This window comes from Microbispora sp. GKU 823 (genome assembly GCF_002027145.1).
Taxonomy (GTDB): domain Bacteria; phylum Actinomycetota; class Actinomycetes; order Streptosporangiales; family Streptosporangiaceae; genus Microbispora; species Microbispora siamensis.
In genome coordinates, this window is the sequence record NZ_MWJN01000006.1 from 1 (window position 1) to 14,652 (window position 14,652).

The 14,652-nt window shown below is 70.6% G+C and carries 19 protein-coding genes; 7 read left to right on the top strand and 12 right to left on the bottom strand.

Translation table 11 applies throughout. The annotated features are described in order from the left end of the window. Nucleotides 1–347: 347 nt before the first annotated feature. From B1L11_RS04945 to B1L11_RS46480, 6 genes are all read right to left on the bottom strand, one after another. On the bottom strand, nt 348–638 hold the full coding sequence (locus tag B1L11_RS04945) for a hypothetical protein (RefSeq protein ID WP_079313381.1): 291 nt from the start codon (nt 636–638) through the stop codon (nt 348–350). A gap of 119 nt (nt 639–757) precedes the next feature. Further along, a complete protein-coding gene (locus B1L11_RS04950) occupies nt 758–1,177 on the bottom strand; it encodes a hypothetical protein (RefSeq protein ID WP_079313382.1) in 420 nt (139 codons plus the stop codon). A gap of 40 nt (nt 1,178–1,217) precedes the next feature. Then, nucleotides 1,218–1,400 carry a hypothetical protein gene (locus B1L11_RS44810; RefSeq protein WP_143736968.1) on the bottom strand — a complete coding sequence of 61 codons (183 nt, stop codon included), beginning with the start codon at nt 1,398–1,400 and terminating at the stop codon, nt 1,218–1,220. Between the two features lie 312 nt (nt 1,401–1,712). Beyond that, nucleotides 1,713–1,919: a hypothetical protein gene (locus B1L11_RS04960; RefSeq protein ID WP_079313383.1), complete on the bottom strand. Its 207-nt coding sequence runs from the start codon at nt 1,917–1,919 to the stop codon at nt 1,713–1,715. Continuing rightward, nucleotides 1,916–2,245 carry a hypothetical protein gene (locus B1L11_RS04965; RefSeq protein WP_079313384.1) on the bottom strand — a complete coding sequence of 110 codons (330 nt, stop codon included), beginning with the start codon at nt 2,243–2,245 and terminating at the stop codon, nt 1,916–1,918. The genes B1L11_RS04960 and B1L11_RS04965 overlap by 4 nt, the downstream gene beginning before the upstream one ends. A gap of 93 nt (nt 2,246–2,338) precedes the next feature. Continuing rightward, the gene (locus tag B1L11_RS46480) at nt 2,339–2,500 is read right to left on the bottom strand and encodes a hypothetical protein (protein WP_179154980.1); all 162 of its coding nucleotides are present in this window, start codon (nt 2,498–2,500) and stop codon (nt 2,339–2,341) included. A gap of 88 nt (nt 2,501–2,588) precedes the next feature. Between B1L11_RS46480 and B1L11_RS44815 the strand changes: the two genes are divergently transcribed. The 4 genes from B1L11_RS44815 to B1L11_RS04980 all read left to right on the top strand — a co-directional run bounded on the left by B1L11_RS44815 (nt 2,589) and on the right by B1L11_RS04980 (nt 5,718). Continuing rightward, a complete protein-coding gene (locus tag B1L11_RS44815; protein ID WP_143736970.1) occupies nt 2,589–2,822 on the top strand; it encodes a hypothetical protein in 234 nt (77 codons plus the stop codon). 585 nt (nt 2,823–3,407) lie between these two features. Beyond that, nucleotides 3,408–3,659, top strand: coding sequence for a hypothetical protein (locus tag B1L11_RS04970; protein ID WP_079313385.1), 252 nt, complete (start codon nt 3,408–3,410; stop codon nt 3,657–3,659). A 39-nt stretch (nt 3,660–3,698) separates the two neighbouring features. Then, nucleotides 3,699–4,574 carry an NUDIX domain-containing protein gene (locus B1L11_RS04975; protein ID WP_079313386.1) on the top strand — a complete coding sequence of 292 codons (876 nt, stop codon included), beginning with the start codon at nt 3,699–3,701 and terminating at the stop codon, nt 4,572–4,574. A 43-nt stretch (nt 4,575–4,617) separates the two neighbouring features. Then, nucleotides 4,618–5,718 (top strand): calcium:proton antiporter, encoded by a 1,101-nt coding sequence (locus B1L11_RS04980; RefSeq protein ID WP_079313387.1) that lies wholly within the window; start codon nt 4,618–4,620, stop codon nt 5,716–5,718. Between the two features lie 63 nt (nt 5,719–5,781). On the opposite strand, the gene B1L11_RS04985 is transcribed toward B1L11_RS04980, so the two are convergent. From B1L11_RS04985 to B1L11_RS05000, 4 genes are all read right to left on the bottom strand, one after another. Next, the gene (locus tag B1L11_RS04985) at nt 5,782–7,110 is read right to left on the bottom strand and encodes a family 16 glycosylhydrolase (protein WP_256862237.1); all 1,329 of its coding nucleotides are present in this window, start codon (nt 7,108–7,110) and stop codon (nt 5,782–5,784) included. A 70-nt stretch (nt 7,111–7,180) separates the two neighbouring features. Next, complete coding sequence (locus B1L11_RS04990; protein WP_079313389.1) at nt 7,181–8,026, bottom strand: MBL fold metallo-hydrolase; 846 nt, start codon at nt 8,024–8,026, stop codon at nt 7,181–7,183. Nucleotides 8,027–8,098: 72 nt separating this feature from the next. Then, a complete protein-coding gene (locus tag B1L11_RS04995) occupies nt 8,099–8,524 on the bottom strand; it encodes a nuclear transport factor 2 family protein (protein ID WP_079313390.1) in 426 nt (141 codons plus the stop codon). A gap of 6 nt (nt 8,525–8,530) precedes the next feature. Then, nucleotides 8,531–10,114 (bottom strand): MFS transporter, encoded by a 1,584-nt coding sequence (locus tag B1L11_RS05000; RefSeq protein ID WP_218670907.1) that lies wholly within the window; start codon nt 10,112–10,114, stop codon nt 8,531–8,533. Nucleotides 10,115–10,234: 120 nt separating this feature from the next. Here B1L11_RS05000 and B1L11_RS05005 point away from each other — a divergent pair, with 120 nt between their 5' ends. Next, a complete protein-coding gene (locus B1L11_RS05005) occupies nt 10,235–11,185 on the top strand; it encodes a sigma-70 family RNA polymerase sigma factor (RefSeq protein WP_079313391.1) in 951 nt (316 codons plus the stop codon). A gap of 7 nt (nt 11,186–11,192) precedes the next feature. On the opposite strand, the gene B1L11_RS05010 is transcribed toward B1L11_RS05005, so the two are convergent. Next, nucleotides 11,193–11,873 (bottom strand): alpha/beta fold hydrolase, encoded by a 681-nt coding sequence (locus B1L11_RS05010; protein ID WP_218670908.1) that lies wholly within the window; start codon nt 11,871–11,873, stop codon nt 11,193–11,195. 147 nt (nt 11,874–12,020) lie between these two features. Here B1L11_RS05010 and B1L11_RS05015 point away from each other — a divergent pair, with 147 nt between their 5' ends. Further along, nucleotides 12,021–13,220 carry a sugar MFS transporter gene (locus B1L11_RS05015; RefSeq protein ID WP_218670909.1) on the top strand — a complete coding sequence of 400 codons (1,200 nt, stop codon included), beginning with the start codon at nt 12,021–12,023 and terminating at the stop codon, nt 13,218–13,220. Here the strand turns inward: B1L11_RS05015 and B1L11_RS05020 are convergent. Continuing rightward, nucleotides 13,217–13,696 carry a hypothetical protein gene (locus tag B1L11_RS05020; protein WP_256862238.1) on the bottom strand — a complete coding sequence of 160 codons (480 nt, stop codon included), beginning with the start codon at nt 13,694–13,696 and terminating at the stop codon, nt 13,217–13,219. The two genes, B1L11_RS05015 and B1L11_RS05020, sit on opposite strands and share 4 nt — an antisense overlap. A gap of 80 nt (nt 13,697–13,776) precedes the next feature. Between B1L11_RS05020 and B1L11_RS05025 the strand changes: the two genes are divergently transcribed. Further along, nucleotides 13,777–14,622, top strand: a complete 846-nt coding sequence (locus B1L11_RS05025) for a PIG-L family deacetylase (RefSeq protein ID WP_256862239.1) — start codon at nt 13,777–13,779, stop codon at nt 14,620–14,622. The last annotated feature ends 30 nt before the right edge of the window (nt 14,623–14,652 follow it).

The window sequence follows — 14,652 nt, forward strand, 5'->3', positions numbered from 1 at the left end:
CTCGCGCGAAAGGGGGGACCTATCTCTCGCGCTTCACAGGGTGACCGTGAAAGTGTTCCAGACACTGTCTCTGAGGTGTCTCACCAGCGTCTCTGAAACCGTCTCAGAGACAGTCACACGTGGGCATGTGCGCCCGCGCGTGTAGAGAGGGACAGTCGGTCAGGCGGCCCGGGGAGAGGCGTCGCGTACGTCACCGAGAGCAACCGCCGACGATCGTTCCAGGGAATCGTTCCAACCCCTCTCAGGAGCCGCATATACGGGCCCGGGGAGGGGCTGTGAAACGAATCCCCAGAAGGGGCTGCGAAACGAATACGCCCTCGCTCAGCGTGACGAGATCGGCTCAGCCGTCAGGCCGCGGACGGCCCGTTCTGCCGGCGGCCCTTCACGAAGCTCGCGGCCACGAACCCCACCAGTCCAACCCCAACAAGCGCGTAGGCGGGAAGGCGAAGCAGGCCGCGAGCGTCGTCGCAGGAGGAGGCCACGCGAGTCCCTTCGGTCAGATCCGACACCAACGCGTCGCCGCTCGCAGCGAAGGCTGAGCCGCAATTGACGCCCTGGTAGGAGACAGGCATGAAGCCGACGACAAGGCCGACAGCCAGCAGCACCAGGGCGATGATGCCGAAAGTCCTCGCGGACATGGGAGATCCCTTCGTCTAGTGACCCCCGAGCCGCTCGCATGATGGCACGTTCCGACGCTCTCCATCCCGGAGACGACAAAAGGGGCGTCGCAGAACGCGACGCCCCTTTCAAACCTTGGTCAGACCTTGGACAGCGTGCCCAGGAACGCGCGCACCTGCTGCGCCCGCTGCTGCCCAATGCCGAGCTCTGCCTTGATCCTGCGCACTCCTGGCAGGTCGCCGGACATCAGCTCGCCGAGGAACTTGCCCGCCGCCGCGGCCCGCAACTCCTCGGGCAGCAGGTCAGGGGCGTACTCGTCGTCGTCGCTGGGCTCGTCGCCTTTGGGTACGTGTACCTGGCCCGTCTCGGGTACGCCCGGGGTACGCGCTGACCGCGTACCCGGCGCCGGGAAGACGCCCTCGGCTTCCCAGTCGTACAAGGGGGTGACGTTGCGGGACACGCCCAGGCGCCGGCCGAACGCGACCCGGTCCCGCTCGACCAGCGAGGCCGCCGCGGCGAACACCTCCGGCGCCATGCCCGCGATGTACGTCGCCAGCATCCGACCCTCATCAGCAGTGAGGGTTTCGATGAAGTCCGCCCTACTCATCGCGCGTCGCCTTCACTTTCTTGATCGCCTTCTGCAGCTTGTTCCGGGTGTCGTCGTCAAGCAGGTAGACCAGGACGGCGAAGTCGTCGTCCGTGAAGCCCATGAGGTCGAACAGCACGTCGTACTGCTCGCCGCTGAGCTCGACCAGCTCGACCTCTTCGGCGTGCGCGGTCACGCAGCCTCCCGGGCAGGCCGGGCGAGCGTGGAATCCACGCGAGATAGAGCAGCCACACCAGCGGCCACGGCAGCAGATCGGCCTTCGCCTGATTGCAGCCAGAGCAGGCCAGAACGAGATTGGCCGGGTGGCTGCAGGGCCAGAGCGCCACGGGCACGTAGTGGTCAAAGGTGGCTTCCCAGCCGGGATCCCCGAACGGCGTCCGGCAGTAGAAGCAGCAGGCTCCGTCTCGTACAGCGAGGTATCGGCGGAGGGCCCGCCCCTCCCGACCTCGTAGCCAGGAAGGGCGGTGCCGCCGGGGCTTCGCGTCGCTCACGCGATCCGCGCCCGCGTGCGGAGGTCGATTACAGGGCAGGGCTCCCGCTCCGGCAGCGGCGCGTACTGGTGGGAGCGGCGCAGCAGCCGATCGACCTGCCGCCGCAGACTGTCGACGGACTCCATCAGGACTGTGACGGAGTCGTTCTTCTCGTTCAAGACCTTCAGCAGCTCGACCATGAGCTGCGCTTCGCGGTCCGTCATCGCCCACCGCCGAGCATGTTCGCGCCGCGGGTGAGCAGGACACCGAGGTAAGGCAGGTCCCGGAACTCGAGCCCCGCGAGGATCTGCCCGAACGCCGCGGCCGCGGCCGGCGTCATGTCGACGTACCGGGACGGGTCGTTGTTCTCCGTGACGAACACGCGGATACGCGGCTCGCCGCCGTTGGGCTGCTGCACGTTGACCTCAACCGTGAGGCCGCTGGAGGAGACCGTGTCGAGGTTCAGGGAGTGGGTGTGCTCGGCAGGGTTCCCGCCGTTCGTGCACCAGAACGGGCACGGCTTGTAAATCGGGGGGGTAAGGTCGCCCATTGAGGGCCTCCAACCGGGTTAGTCGGTTCGGGGGTCTAGGGCCTGCCGAGGTGCTCGCAACACCTGGCAGGCCCGCTGTGTTGTTGGGGTGGGTCAGCCGATGACCTGGGCCGTCCACCTGTTGAAGTCGGCGCGCTCCTGGTCGGTCATGAGGTCGAGGACCTCGCCGAGGATGCCCTTCTCCGCGAGCCGCTGGACGATCGTTGCGGCGAGGGCGGACCAGGTCGCCTCGCTGACGGTGTCGGCGGCGGTCACATTCGCTCCCGTGTTGCGGTTGTCTGTTGCGGTAGACACTAGCGGTCGCTACTAGTCAGCGCAAGAGGGTTGCGGTACTGTCTTGCGCATGACGGAAGCGATGAAGCCGCTAGATGCCCTCGACCAGAGCACGCGTCGATATCGGGAGACGGAAGCCGAGCATGAGAAGTCGCGCCAAGCCGTAATCGCTGATGTGCTGGCGGCGCTACGGGCCGGCGAACGTCCAACCGACGTCGTCGCGCACTCGCCTTTCACAGACGCGTACGTGCGGAAGATCGCGCGAGACAATGGCATCGAGGCCAGGCCGCGCGGCAAGGGGTGAGCGGCGGGACGGCCCGGGCCGTCCCTGGGCCGTCAGAGGGCCGAATGCGGCCAACATCAACCAACGCTGACCAACGCCAAAACGGCAGGTAGGAATGGGGTCAGATAGATCGCCGCAGGTCAGCGGCGGCGTCTCATGAGAACCAGCACTTCTCCGTCAACGGCCGGTAGAACCGGAGCTGCGGCCCGATCACGAGCAGCCGGAAGCCGGGCCCCTCACCCTTCCGGCGACGCGGAGGCGGGGGCTGCCGGAGACCGCCTACCGGCCCGAAGTGGCCGAGCGGGAATCGCAGCGGACCAGAGACGACCGCCGACGGGCAGGTGGCGGAAGAGCAGGGACAAGAGGGAGGACAACGCCCGCTCCTCCGGCCGCAGGAAGCGGGCGTCTCTCCAGATATGACATCTCCTGATTCTCCAGACAAAGGGGGAATCACGAGTGAGGGCTCAAACGCTAACGGGCTACGGACTCCGGGTCGGAAAGGATCGCTTACCGGTTAATAACGATCGGCCTACGACCCCGTCACGCACTGGCGATCAATCAGGTTCCACAGGTCAACTGCTTTGAAGACGGCATGACGGGAGAGACATGTCCGGTTGGCAGCACTCCGTTCCCCTTCCCCCGGTATGGCCGCCGGACCGGTTCGAGGTCCGCTCGACCCGGCCCATCCCGGACGGCGGCGCGGCCGATCGCTACCACTTCCCGCGAACCGCCCACGAGGCCGCCACGCGTCTTCGGGACGTACGCTTCGCGACACAGATCCAGGTCGTCCGCATCGAGGACGGAGTGACCCTCTTCGACCTGGTCGCCGGGGTGGAGGTCCCCCTCGAACGCTGGTGACCATTAGAGCGCGCCGGCAGGCTGCGGCAAGATGGGTGCATGACGGCGAAGGACGGCGACGGCTGGGCCCTGTGCGCGCTGGGTCACCAGCACTGGGGACTGTACGGCGCCGCCGGCCTGCTCACCGTGCACCACACGCTCGACGGCATGCCGTACGTGCTGATGCAGAAGCGTGCCTGGTGGAGCCATCACGGCGGGACCTGGGGGTTGCCGGGCGGCGCGTGCGACAGCCATGAGGACGCCATCACCGGCGCGCTGCGCGAGGCCCGGGAGGAGGCGGCGCTGGACTCCGACCTCGTCCGGGTGCGCGGGCTCTACGTCGACGACCACGGCGGCTGGTCGTTCCAGACGGTGATCGCGGAGGCCGAAGGGCTGCTCGACGCCGTGCCCGCCAACGGCGAGAGCGCGGACATGCGCTGGGTGGCGGCCGACGAGGTCGTGTCGAAGGAACTGCACCCCGGCTTCGCCGGCTCGTGGCCGAGGATCCGGCCCGCGCTGAGCCCGGTGGTCGTCGTCCTCGACATGGCCAACATCATCGGCGCGCGGGCCGAGCACGGCTGGTGGAAGGACCGCGCGGGCGCCGCGAACCGCCTGCTCAACGAGCTGATCCCGCTCTGCGGGCAGGGCCTTGGCGAGATGCCGGAAGGAGTGCCCGCCCTGACCCGATGGTTCCCGCGCATGGTCGTGGTGCTCGAAGGGGCGGCGGCCGGGGCGGCCGACCCGGGGCCGGTGACCGGGGACCTGACGGTCGTGGTGGCCGCAGGCAGCGGGGACGACGCGATCGTGGAAGCGGTGCGCGACGTGCGGCCCTGGGAGACCGCCCTCGTCGTCACCGCCGACCGAGGGCTGCGTGAGCGGGTGACGGCCCTCGGCGCCCTGGTCACCGGCCCCCGCTGGTTGCTCAAGCAGCTCTGAATACTTTTTCTACCATTCGTCCTATTTGGGCAGGATGAAGCACATGATCCTGCTCTACCGCCGACTGGCCACCACCTGGACCGTGACCGTGCCGATCCTCGCCGTGGCAGTGCTCGCGCTGGCGTGGGGGCGGACCATTCCTCCCGTCGTCGTGCTGATCGCGGCGGTCTTCCTCGCGGCCTCCGTGCTGGCGGCCGTGCACCACGCCGAGGTCATCGCCCATCGCGTGGGCGAGCCGTTCGGATCGCTCGTGCTCGCCGTGGCGGTCACGGTGATCGAGGTGGCGTTGATCATCAGCCTCACCGCGTCAGGCGGACCGGCCGCGTCGTCGCTCGCCCGCGACACGGTGTTCGCCGCCGTGATGATCACCTGCAACGGGATCGTCGGCCTGTCGCTGCTGGTCGCGGCGCTGCGGCGGCGGGTGGCGGTGTTCAACGCGGAGGGGACGGGAGGCGCGCTGGCCACCGTCGCCACGCTGTCCACGTTGAGCCTCGTCCTGCCGACGTTCACCACGAGCAGGCCGGGGCCCGCCTTCGCCCCAGCCCAGCTCGCGTTCGCCGCGGTCGCCTCGATCGCGTTGTACGGCCTGTTCGTGCTCACCCAGGCCGTGCGGCACCGCGACTACTTCCTCCCGGTGGAGTCCGGCGGCCAGGGCGGGGACGCCGCCGAGCACGCCGACCCGCCGACCACGGGCGCCGCCGCGGCCAGCCTGGCGCTGCTGCTGAGCGCGCTCGTCGCGGTGGTCGGCCTGGCGAAGGTCGAGTCTCCCGCCATCGAGTCGGCCGTACGCGCGGCGAGCCTTCCCCAGTCCGCGGTGGGCGTCGTGATCGCGCTGCTGGTGCTGCTGCCGGAGACCCTCGCCGCCGTACGCGCGGCCCGGCGGGCCCGGGTCCAGGTCAGCCTGAACCTCGCCTTCGGCTCGGCCATGGCCAGCATCGGGCTCACCATCCCGACGATCGCCGGGGCGTCGCTGTGGCTGGAGGGGCCGCTGCTGCTCGGGCTCGGCCCGACGCACATCGTGCTGCTCGCCCTGACGGTCGTCGTGGCGACGCTGACCGTGGTGCCCGGCCGGGCCACCGTCCTGCAGGCGGGCGTCCATCTCACGCTGTGCGCCGCCTTCCTGCTCCTGGCGGTCAGTCCATGAGCGAGGGTGATGCGTGAGAGGCACCGGCCGGACGGCGCCGAGCCTCTCACGCCGGTCACGCGGTCAGCCGCGGGTCCACTTCTGGTTGGCACCGCCGGTGCAGTCCCACAGCTGGAGGCGCGCCCCGTTGTTGGGGTTCACGTCCACGATGTCCACACATCGGTTGGCGGCGGTGTTGACAAGGTCGCCTGCCGGGGTGAGCGTGAAGCGCTGGGCGCCGGTGCCGTTGCACGTGTAGAGCTGGATCGGCGTGCCGTTGGCGGTGCCGGCCGACGCGGCGTCCATGCACTTGCCCATCGCACGGACCGTGCCGTCACCGTTGATCGTCCACTGCTGGGCGGCGGTGCCGTTGCAGTCGTACATCTGCAGCCGGGCGCCGTCGACGGGGTTCGCACCCGGGATGTCGATGCAGCGGCCGTTCAGGTTGGACTTCAGCGCGCCGCCGGTCCCGCCTCCCCCGTCGTTGGTCCACGCGGAGACGCGGACCCAGTCGATCAGCATCGTCTGCGGGAACGACGTGGTGGAGTCGGGGTTGCCCGGCCAGTAACCGCCGACCGCCACGTTCAGGATCAGGAAGAACGGGTGGTCGAAGACCCACTGGTTGCCGCGGATGTCGGCCGGCGTGACGCGGAAGTACTCCGAGCCGTCCAGGTACCAGACGATGAGGTTGGGCGACCAGTCGACGCGGTAGGTGTGGAAGGCGTCGCCGAGCGGCGCGCCGATCGTGCGGCTGCCGCCGACGCCGCTGCCGCCGGAGTAGCCGGGGCCGTGCACGGTACCGTAGACGGTGTTGGGCGTGTTGCCGACGTTCTCCATGATGTCGATCTCGCCGGTGTTCGGCCAGTTGCCGCCGCCGAGCATCCAGAACGCCGGCCAGATGCCCTGGCCCTTCGGAATCTTGATGCTCGCCTCGAAGCGGCCGTACGCCTGACTGAACTTGTCGGCGGTCAGGATGCGGCCGGAGGTGTACTGGCAGGTGCCGTAGTGGCACTGGTAGTTGGACGGGTTCTCCTTGCGGGCGGTGATCGCGAGGTGTCCCTGTCCGTCGTGGTACACGTTGCGGGTCGAGTTGGTGTAGTACTCCAACTCGTTGTTGCCCCAGCCGCCGCCGCCGATGTCGAACTTCCACTTGGAGCCGTCGACGGGCGTTCCCGCCGCGGCGTTGAACTCGTCGGACCAGGTGACGGGGCCGATGGCGGCGTCGGCCCGGTCGGCGCCCGGGCCGGCGACCAGGCCGCCGCCGAGGGTGACGACCATGGCCGCGGCCATGATGAGGAGCCGGGGTTTGCGCATGGAGATCTCCGGTTGGTGGGGGGATGCCAGCAGGATCTCCGGCCCGCGCCGTCGCGGTGTGCGGGGGGCGCGCGCCGGCGTGTCCAGCGCTTCAGGCAAGCTTTAGAGCTTGAATTAAGATGCAACACCCTCATCGCGCGGGCTGTCAATAGGCCCTGACTTGTCCTTGTCAGCCGGGCCCGATGACCGGGCGGTGCGGGCGTACGCCGGCCTGCCGTACGGGAAGGCGGTAGGTCTCCCCGCGCATGATGTAGTGGACCAGGTGGGACAGCCCCGCGCGCCGGACGTGCTGCTGGAAGTCCTTGAGCGGGGAGGCGAACGCCTCGTAGTCGTCGTAGTGGACGGGCAGGGCCGACTCCGGCTGCATCAGCCTGAGCCACTCCACCCCCTGAGCGCCGTCCATCGTCACCGTGACGCCGAGGATCCGCGTGCCGCCGAGGTGCACGATGCCGACGTCGATGTCGGGGAAGCGGCGCGGGATCTCCGACAGGCATTCGTCCATGATCGTGTCGCCACTGATGTGCAGGCGCAGGTCCACCTCGCCGGCGTGGGCGAAGTCGAGCACGCTCCCCACCACCGGCGGCATCAGCGCGTTGGCCGGGCCCGGTGCGTGCCGGGCGGGCGTGGTCGTCACCGTCAGCGTGCCGTCGCCGTGTCGCTCGTGGTGGTACTCCCAGGGCTCCAGGCCGATGGCGTGGCCGAATCCCTGACGGCGCAGCCGGGCCGCCGCGTGCCGGGTGGTGACGATCGGCAGATCCTTGTCGAGTCCGTTCCTGGCGATCCTGTCCCAGTGGTCGCCGTGCATGTGCGACAGCACGACGAGGTCCAGCGGCGGAAGCTGCCCGATCTCCATCGCCGGCTCGGTGCGGCGACGGGTGCTCACCCCCCAGCCGAGATGGGCTCGCTGCCCCTGGTGCAGGAAGTTCGGATCCGTCAGCACGGTGAATCCGTGAGAACGGATGATCATGGTGGCGTTTCCCACGAAGAACACGGTCGCGTCCGCTGGATCGGGCATGACGCCTCCCCTCTCCCAGACTTTCAGGCTACGTAAACCGCCACAAATCACCCGAAAGTGGGGGGTAGTTACCTAGTCAGGGACGAGGGAGAACCCGATCTGGGAGTACAGCTCCAGCAGGTCGAAATAGTCCCGGTGGGCGACCACGAGGCCGTTCTTCGCGTGACACGCCCCGCAGCCGCGCACGGTGATCCGCCGGCCGGTCGCGCCCGCGACACCGTCGTCCGGCAGCGCGAAGGACCCGGTGTGCGTGCCCGTCATCGTCCACTCGCTGAAGCCGGGGTTGGCGCACTCCACCCTGTTCCAGACCGTCATGGCGATGTCGGCGAAGCCCTTGAACAGGCTCTCCCAGTATCGGGCGATCTGCTCGCGCCCCTCGCACACGCCAAACGGGGTGGCCAGGACGGCGTGCCGGTCGTAGCACGCCGACAGCCGGTCCAGGTCGTGAGCGTTCACCGCGTCCAGCACGCGGTCCGCGAGCTGTCGGCCGTCAGGCATGGCGGATCACTCCCCAGGGCGTACACCCACGGTAACGCCGCCATGGCAAAGGCCGTCCGCAGGAGACGCAACACCGCCGGATGCAACGTGCGAAGCGCCTGCGACGTCCGGACCTCCCGGCCACGTGGGACCCCGGTGGGCCCGGGGTCCGCTTGGCGTGGCACGTCGAGGGTCACACGGGCCGGGGCCGTGCGGCGCGGGCCAGGGCGACCGCGCCCGCCGCGCCGGCGCCGCGGCCAGCGCCAGCCACCACGCGGTCGTGCTCATGGCCTCCGGCCGCGGCGGGTCGGCCAGGGCGAGGAACACCGCACCGAACACCGCCACCCCGCTGAGCTGGCCGAACTGCATGGTCGTCGTGAGCAGGCCGCTCGCGTCGGCGGCGCGGGCGGGCGGCACGTGCACCAGGGCGTGGGTGAGCAGGCTGGTCGAGACGCCCAGTCCCGCGCCGTACACGACCAGCGCGGCCCACAGCAATGGGCCGCCGGTCACCGATACGGCCAGGCCCGCCGTGCCGAGGACGCTGAGCGCCAGCCCTGCCGGTGGCAGCAGGTGGTGGATACGCCCCGGCAGCCTGCGCCAGTAGAAGCTGCCCAGCCCGAACGCGGCCGCCATGGGCAGGAACGTGAGCCCGGCCCGCAGCGGGCTCTCCCCGAGGACGCCCTGCAGGTGCACCGCGAAGGTGAACAGGAACCCGCCGTAGGCGACCATCAGCGCGAGCAGCGTCGTCAGGCCCGACGGCATGCCGGTCGCGCGCAGCACGTCCAGGTTCAGCAGCGGGTCGCCGCCCCGGGCCGCCGTACGGCGCTGCGTCACGGCGAACACGGCGGCGAGCGCGACCCCCGCGGCGATCGACGCGTACGTCCAGGCGGGCCAGCCGGCCTCCCGGCCCAGCACGAGCGGCAGCACGACCAGCAGCGTGGCGGGCAGCGCGAGCGCGAGGCCCCGCAGGTCGAGCCGGCGCGTGCCGCGCGGCCGGTCCGACGGCGCGTCCGGCGGCACCAGCCGGGGCACCGCGAGTGTCAGCAGGACGCCCACGGGGACGTTCACGAGGAACACCGGCCGCCAGCCGGTGCCGGCCAGGTCGGCGCCGACCAGCACCCCGCCCAGCGCCAGCCCGACGACCGAACCGGCCGAGAGCACCGCGGTGTACGCGCTGAGCGCCGTCGCCCTGGCCCTGCCGGTGAACCTGGTCTGGATCACGCTCATGATCTGCGGGACCATCACCGCCGCCGCGGCCCCCTGGACGAACCTGAAGGCGATCAGTGTCCCGGCGTCCGGCGCGAGCCCGCACAGCAGCGAGCCCGCGGTGAAGCCGGCGACCCCGATCATGTACATGCGCCGCCTGCCGTACAGCTCGCCGAGCCGGGCGCCGGTGACCAGCAGGGTCGCGTACGCGATGATGTAGCCGCCGACGACCAGTTGCAGGGCGGCCCCGGACGCCCCCAGGTCGGCGCCGATCCTGGGGATCGCCACGTTGACGATGTAGAGGTCGAGCAGCCCCATGAACTGGCCGGCGAGCAGCACCGCCAGCATCGGCCAGGGCCGTACGGCACGGGCCGGGGCAGGGCGGACGGTATGGCTGATTGTCACTCTTTGTCCTTCCGCAGTGGGTCCGCCGGTACCTACCGGCGCCGGGCGGAGAACTCATCGATGAGTTCCGCCGAGCGCGGCGGTAGATACCGGTGACGGCGACGCGACGCGGGAGAGCACATGTGGAGTGACGAGGAGTTCGAGCGGTTCACCGGGCCCTACCGGCGTGAGCTGATGACGCACTGCTACCGGATGCTGGGCTCGGTGCACGACGCCGAGGACCTGCTGCAGGAGGTCATGCTGCGGGCGTGGCGGGCGTCCGGCGACTACGACGAGCGGCGGGCCTCGCCGCGCACCTGGCTCTACCGCATCGCGACGAACGCCTGCCTCACGGCGCTCGAACAGCGCGGGCGCAGGGCCCTGCCGTCCGGCCTCACCGGCCCCGGCGACGACCCCGAGGCGGGACCGCAACGGCGGCTGCCGGAGGTGACCTGGCTGGAGCCCATCCCCGACGCACTGGTGGACCCCGCCGCGGTCGTCGCGTCGCGGGGCGGGATCCGGCTGGCGTTCGTCGCGGCCCTGCAGCATCTGCCGCCGCGGCAGCGGGCGGTGCTCATCCTGCGCGAGGTGCTGGCCTGGCGGGCGAGCGAGGTCGCCGACCTGCTGGACACCTCGGTCGCCGCGGTCAACAGCGCCCTGCAGCGCGCCCGCGCCCAGCTCGCCCGGGTGGCCCCCGCCGAGGACGACCTGGCCGAGCCGGACGACCCGGCCTGCCGCGACCTGCTCGACCGGTACGTCGCGGCGTTCGAGAAGGCCGACGTCGAGGCCCTGGAGCGGCTGCTGCGTGAGGACGCCGTCCTGGAGATGCCGCCGTTCCTGTCGTGGTTCGCCGGGCGGGAGGCGTTCGGCCGCTTCATCCACTGGGTCTGCGCCACGCGGGGCCCATGGCGGATGGTCCCCACGCGCGCCAACGGGCAGCCGGCGCTCGCCGCCTACCTGGACGGCGGCGACGGCGTCTTCCGGGCCCACTCGCTTCAGGTGCTCGCGATCGCCGCGGACGGCATCGCGCGGAACGTCGTGTTCGGCGATCCCGCCCTGTTCGCCGTTTTCTCGCTGCCGCCCGAGCTCTAGCCGTGCTCTAGGAAAGGAAGGCCGCGACCTCGCGGACGAAGGCGTCGGGCGCGTTCTCGTGCACCAGGTGCCCGGCCGGGATCGTGACGTGCGCGGCGCCGGGAATGCGGCGGGCCATCTCGGCGACCCGGTCCTGGGGAATGTGGCTGTCCGGTCCACCGCCGATCACGAGCGTGCGTGCGGTGATCCGGCCGAGCCGCCCCAGCCAGGCCGGGTCGGGGTGGTCGATCTGCGGCCTGATCGCCTCCACCATGGCCCAGTCGAACGACAGGGGCTCCTCCGGCCGTACGAGCGGGGGCGGCTCGCGCGGCACCGGGAGCGGCACGTCCTCCAGGACCAGCGTCCGCACCCGGCCCGGCCGCTCGGCGGCGAGCAGGTAGGCCACGACGCCGCCCATCGAGTGCCCGATCACGTCCACCGTGCCGAGCGACAGCGCGTCGAGGAAGGCGAGGACGTCGTCGCGCATGAGTTCCAGGCCGTAGTCTCCCGGCCAGTCGCTGGCTCCGTGGCCGCGCAGGTCCGGCGCGTACACGTGCCGGCCGGCGGCCAGCGCGCCGGCCACGCCGTCCCAGTCGGCCATGCCCTCGCCCAGGCCGTGCAGCAGGATCAGCGGCGGGGCGTCGTCCTGGCCGTACGTCCGGTACGCGATCCCGATGCCGTTGGCCCGAACCTTCGCATGATCCGTCACATGGCGACGATAACCCCGATCAACCCCTATTGGAGCAATAGGCACACCAAGTACCATGACGCCGAAAAACGGGATCACCGTTGATCACGGATACGGCCGATCCCGCATGCCGGGTGGCCAGAGGCTGCTCGTACCGCGGGAGGTCAGGTGTCCGCACTGCGGCGTGGACTGTGGGCGCCGGTCGCCCTCTCCTACGTCACGTTCATCCTCGTCGGCCTGAGCGCCGGTGTGGGCGGGGTGCTGCTGCCGGCGCAGATCGACGACTACGGCCTCGACAAGGCCACGGTCGGCACGCAGTTCTTCACCTTCTCCGCCGGGTTCATGCTGGCCGGGTCGACCGCCGGCCTGCTGATCCACCGCTTCGGGATCCGGGCCTCGCTCATCCTCGGCGGCGGCACGTTCGTGCTGGCCGGCCTCTACTCGTCCGTACGCCCGCCGTTCCTGGCCTTCGTGGCGGTCCAGATCCTGGCGGGGTATGGCACCGGCATCCTCGAATCGGTGCTGAACGCCTACCTCACGGACCTGCCCGGGGCGACGACGCTGCTCAACCGCCTGCACGCGTTCTTCGGCGTCGGCGCGCTGCTCGGGCCGCTGCTGGCCACCTGGATCCTGACCTTCCTGCCATGGACGGCCGTGTGGCTGGTCCTGGCCCTGGTGTGCCTGCCGCTGCTGGTCGGCTTCCACCTGACCCTGCCCGCACGCGAGGCCCCGCCGCCCGCGTCGGCCGAGGAGCAGGCGGAGCGTCCGGGCCTGCTGGCCACCGCGTCGCGGCAGCCCGCCGTCCTGCTGGGCGCGGTGTTCCTGGCCGTGTACGTCGGCTTGGAGATCAGCGTGGGGAACTGGGGGTTCACCTTCCTGGTCGACGAGCACGGGCAGGGGAGCCTGCTGGCCGGATACACCGTGTCCGGCTACTGGCTCGGGCTCGCCCTCGGGCGCTTCCTGATCAGCCCGGCGGCCACCAGACTCGGCATGACCGCGACCGGGATGACCTTCGTCTGCCTGGCCGGCATCACCGTCAGCTCGGTTCTGGCGTGGATCGCGCCGGGCGGCGTGGTGGCCAGCGTGAGCTTCGTGCTGCTCGGCTTCTGGCTCGGGCCGATCTTCCCCACGACGATGGCCGTCGCGCCGCGGCTCACCGTGACCCGGCTGGTGCCCACGGCGATCGGGCTGCTGAACGGGGTGTCGGTGGTCGGCGGCGCGGTGTTCCCGTGGCTGGCCGGGGCGATCGCCCAGGGCGTCGGGGTCTGGACGCTGCCGCCCTTCGCCGTGGCGCTCGCCCTGCTGCAACTGCTCTTCTGGTGGCTGGTGGTGGGCCGCATGAACCCGGTCCCCCGCGCCGCCTCTTAACGGCGGCGGGACGACCTGGTCAGTTCGAACGCGGCGACCGTGGCGAGGCCGTACCCGAGGTGGGGGACCAGGTCGGCCATCCAGCCGCTGACGCCCCACTCACGCGGGTCGGTCAGCCCGAGCGCGGTCATCGGCGCGCTGCCCGCGACCGCCGCGGCCATGCCCACCCCGGTCACCGCGGCCGGGAGGCTGACCCTCCGCCGTACGGCGTGGCGGAACAGGCCGTAGGCCAGGCCCACGCCGACGCCGGTGAGGATGCCGAGCATCGGCCCGAGCCCCTGCTCCCGGTTGCGGGCGTCCTCCTCCTCGCCGAGGTCGACGTGGAGCCGCTCGCTGACGGCGCCGGCCGCCTGCTCCGGCAGTGAGCTCGCCGGCCGCGCGCGCACCGCCATGTCCAGATAGGTGATCGCGTTGAGCACGGTCGTGCCGGCCGCTCCCGCGACCACTCCCGCCGCCATGTCCCGATAAATCCCCATAGCGGTCGCCTAACCGGGCCGGGCCGCCTCAAACGACGCACGCCCGCGCGAGGATCAACGGGCGATATAGGGTCGTCCGGGTGACGGTAAACGACACCCCGGGGGACGGAATGGACCGAGAGCTCACCCTGATGGCCGTGCACGCGCACCCCGACGACGAGGTGATCGGCACCGGCGGCATCCTCGCGAAGTACACCGCAGAAGGGATCCGTACGGTCCTGGTGACGTGCACCAACGGCGAGCAGGGGGACGGCCCCGGCGGGGTGAAGCCGGGCGAGCCCGGCCACGACGACGCCGCGGTCGCGGAACGGCGGCTGGCCGAGTTGCGCGAGTCGGTCGCCCACCTCGGCATCGATCACCTGGAACTGCTCGGCTACCGCGACTCCGGCATGGACGGCTGGGACGGCAACGGCCACCCCGACGCGTTCGCGAACGTCCCGGTCGAGACGGCCGCCGCCCGGCTCGCCGCGCTGATGGAGCGCTACCGCCCGCAGGTGATCGTCACGTACGACGAGAACGGCAACTACGGGCACCCCGACCACATCCAGGCCCACCGCATCGCGGTCGCGGCGGCCGAGATGACCGGCATTCCGGACAAGTTCTATTACACGGCCGTGCCTCGTGAGGGCATCCGGCAGATGTTCGAGTTCATGCGGGCGAACGGCATGGCCCCGGACGACTTCGAGCTCCCCGACGACTTCGGCACGCCCGACGAGCTCATCACCAGCGTCGTGGACGTCTCCCCGTACGTGGAGAACAAGCTGAAGGCCCTGGAGGCCCACGCGAGCCAGGGCGAGAACATCCCCTTCCTGAGGATGCCGCCGGAGGCCCAGCACCAGGCATTCTCACGCGAGTACTTCATCCGGACGACGTCCCGGGTGGCCGCCCCCGACAAGGAAGACGACCTGTTCGCCGGCCTCCGCTGAGCTCGCGCTCATTCGGCCGGTTCCAATCGG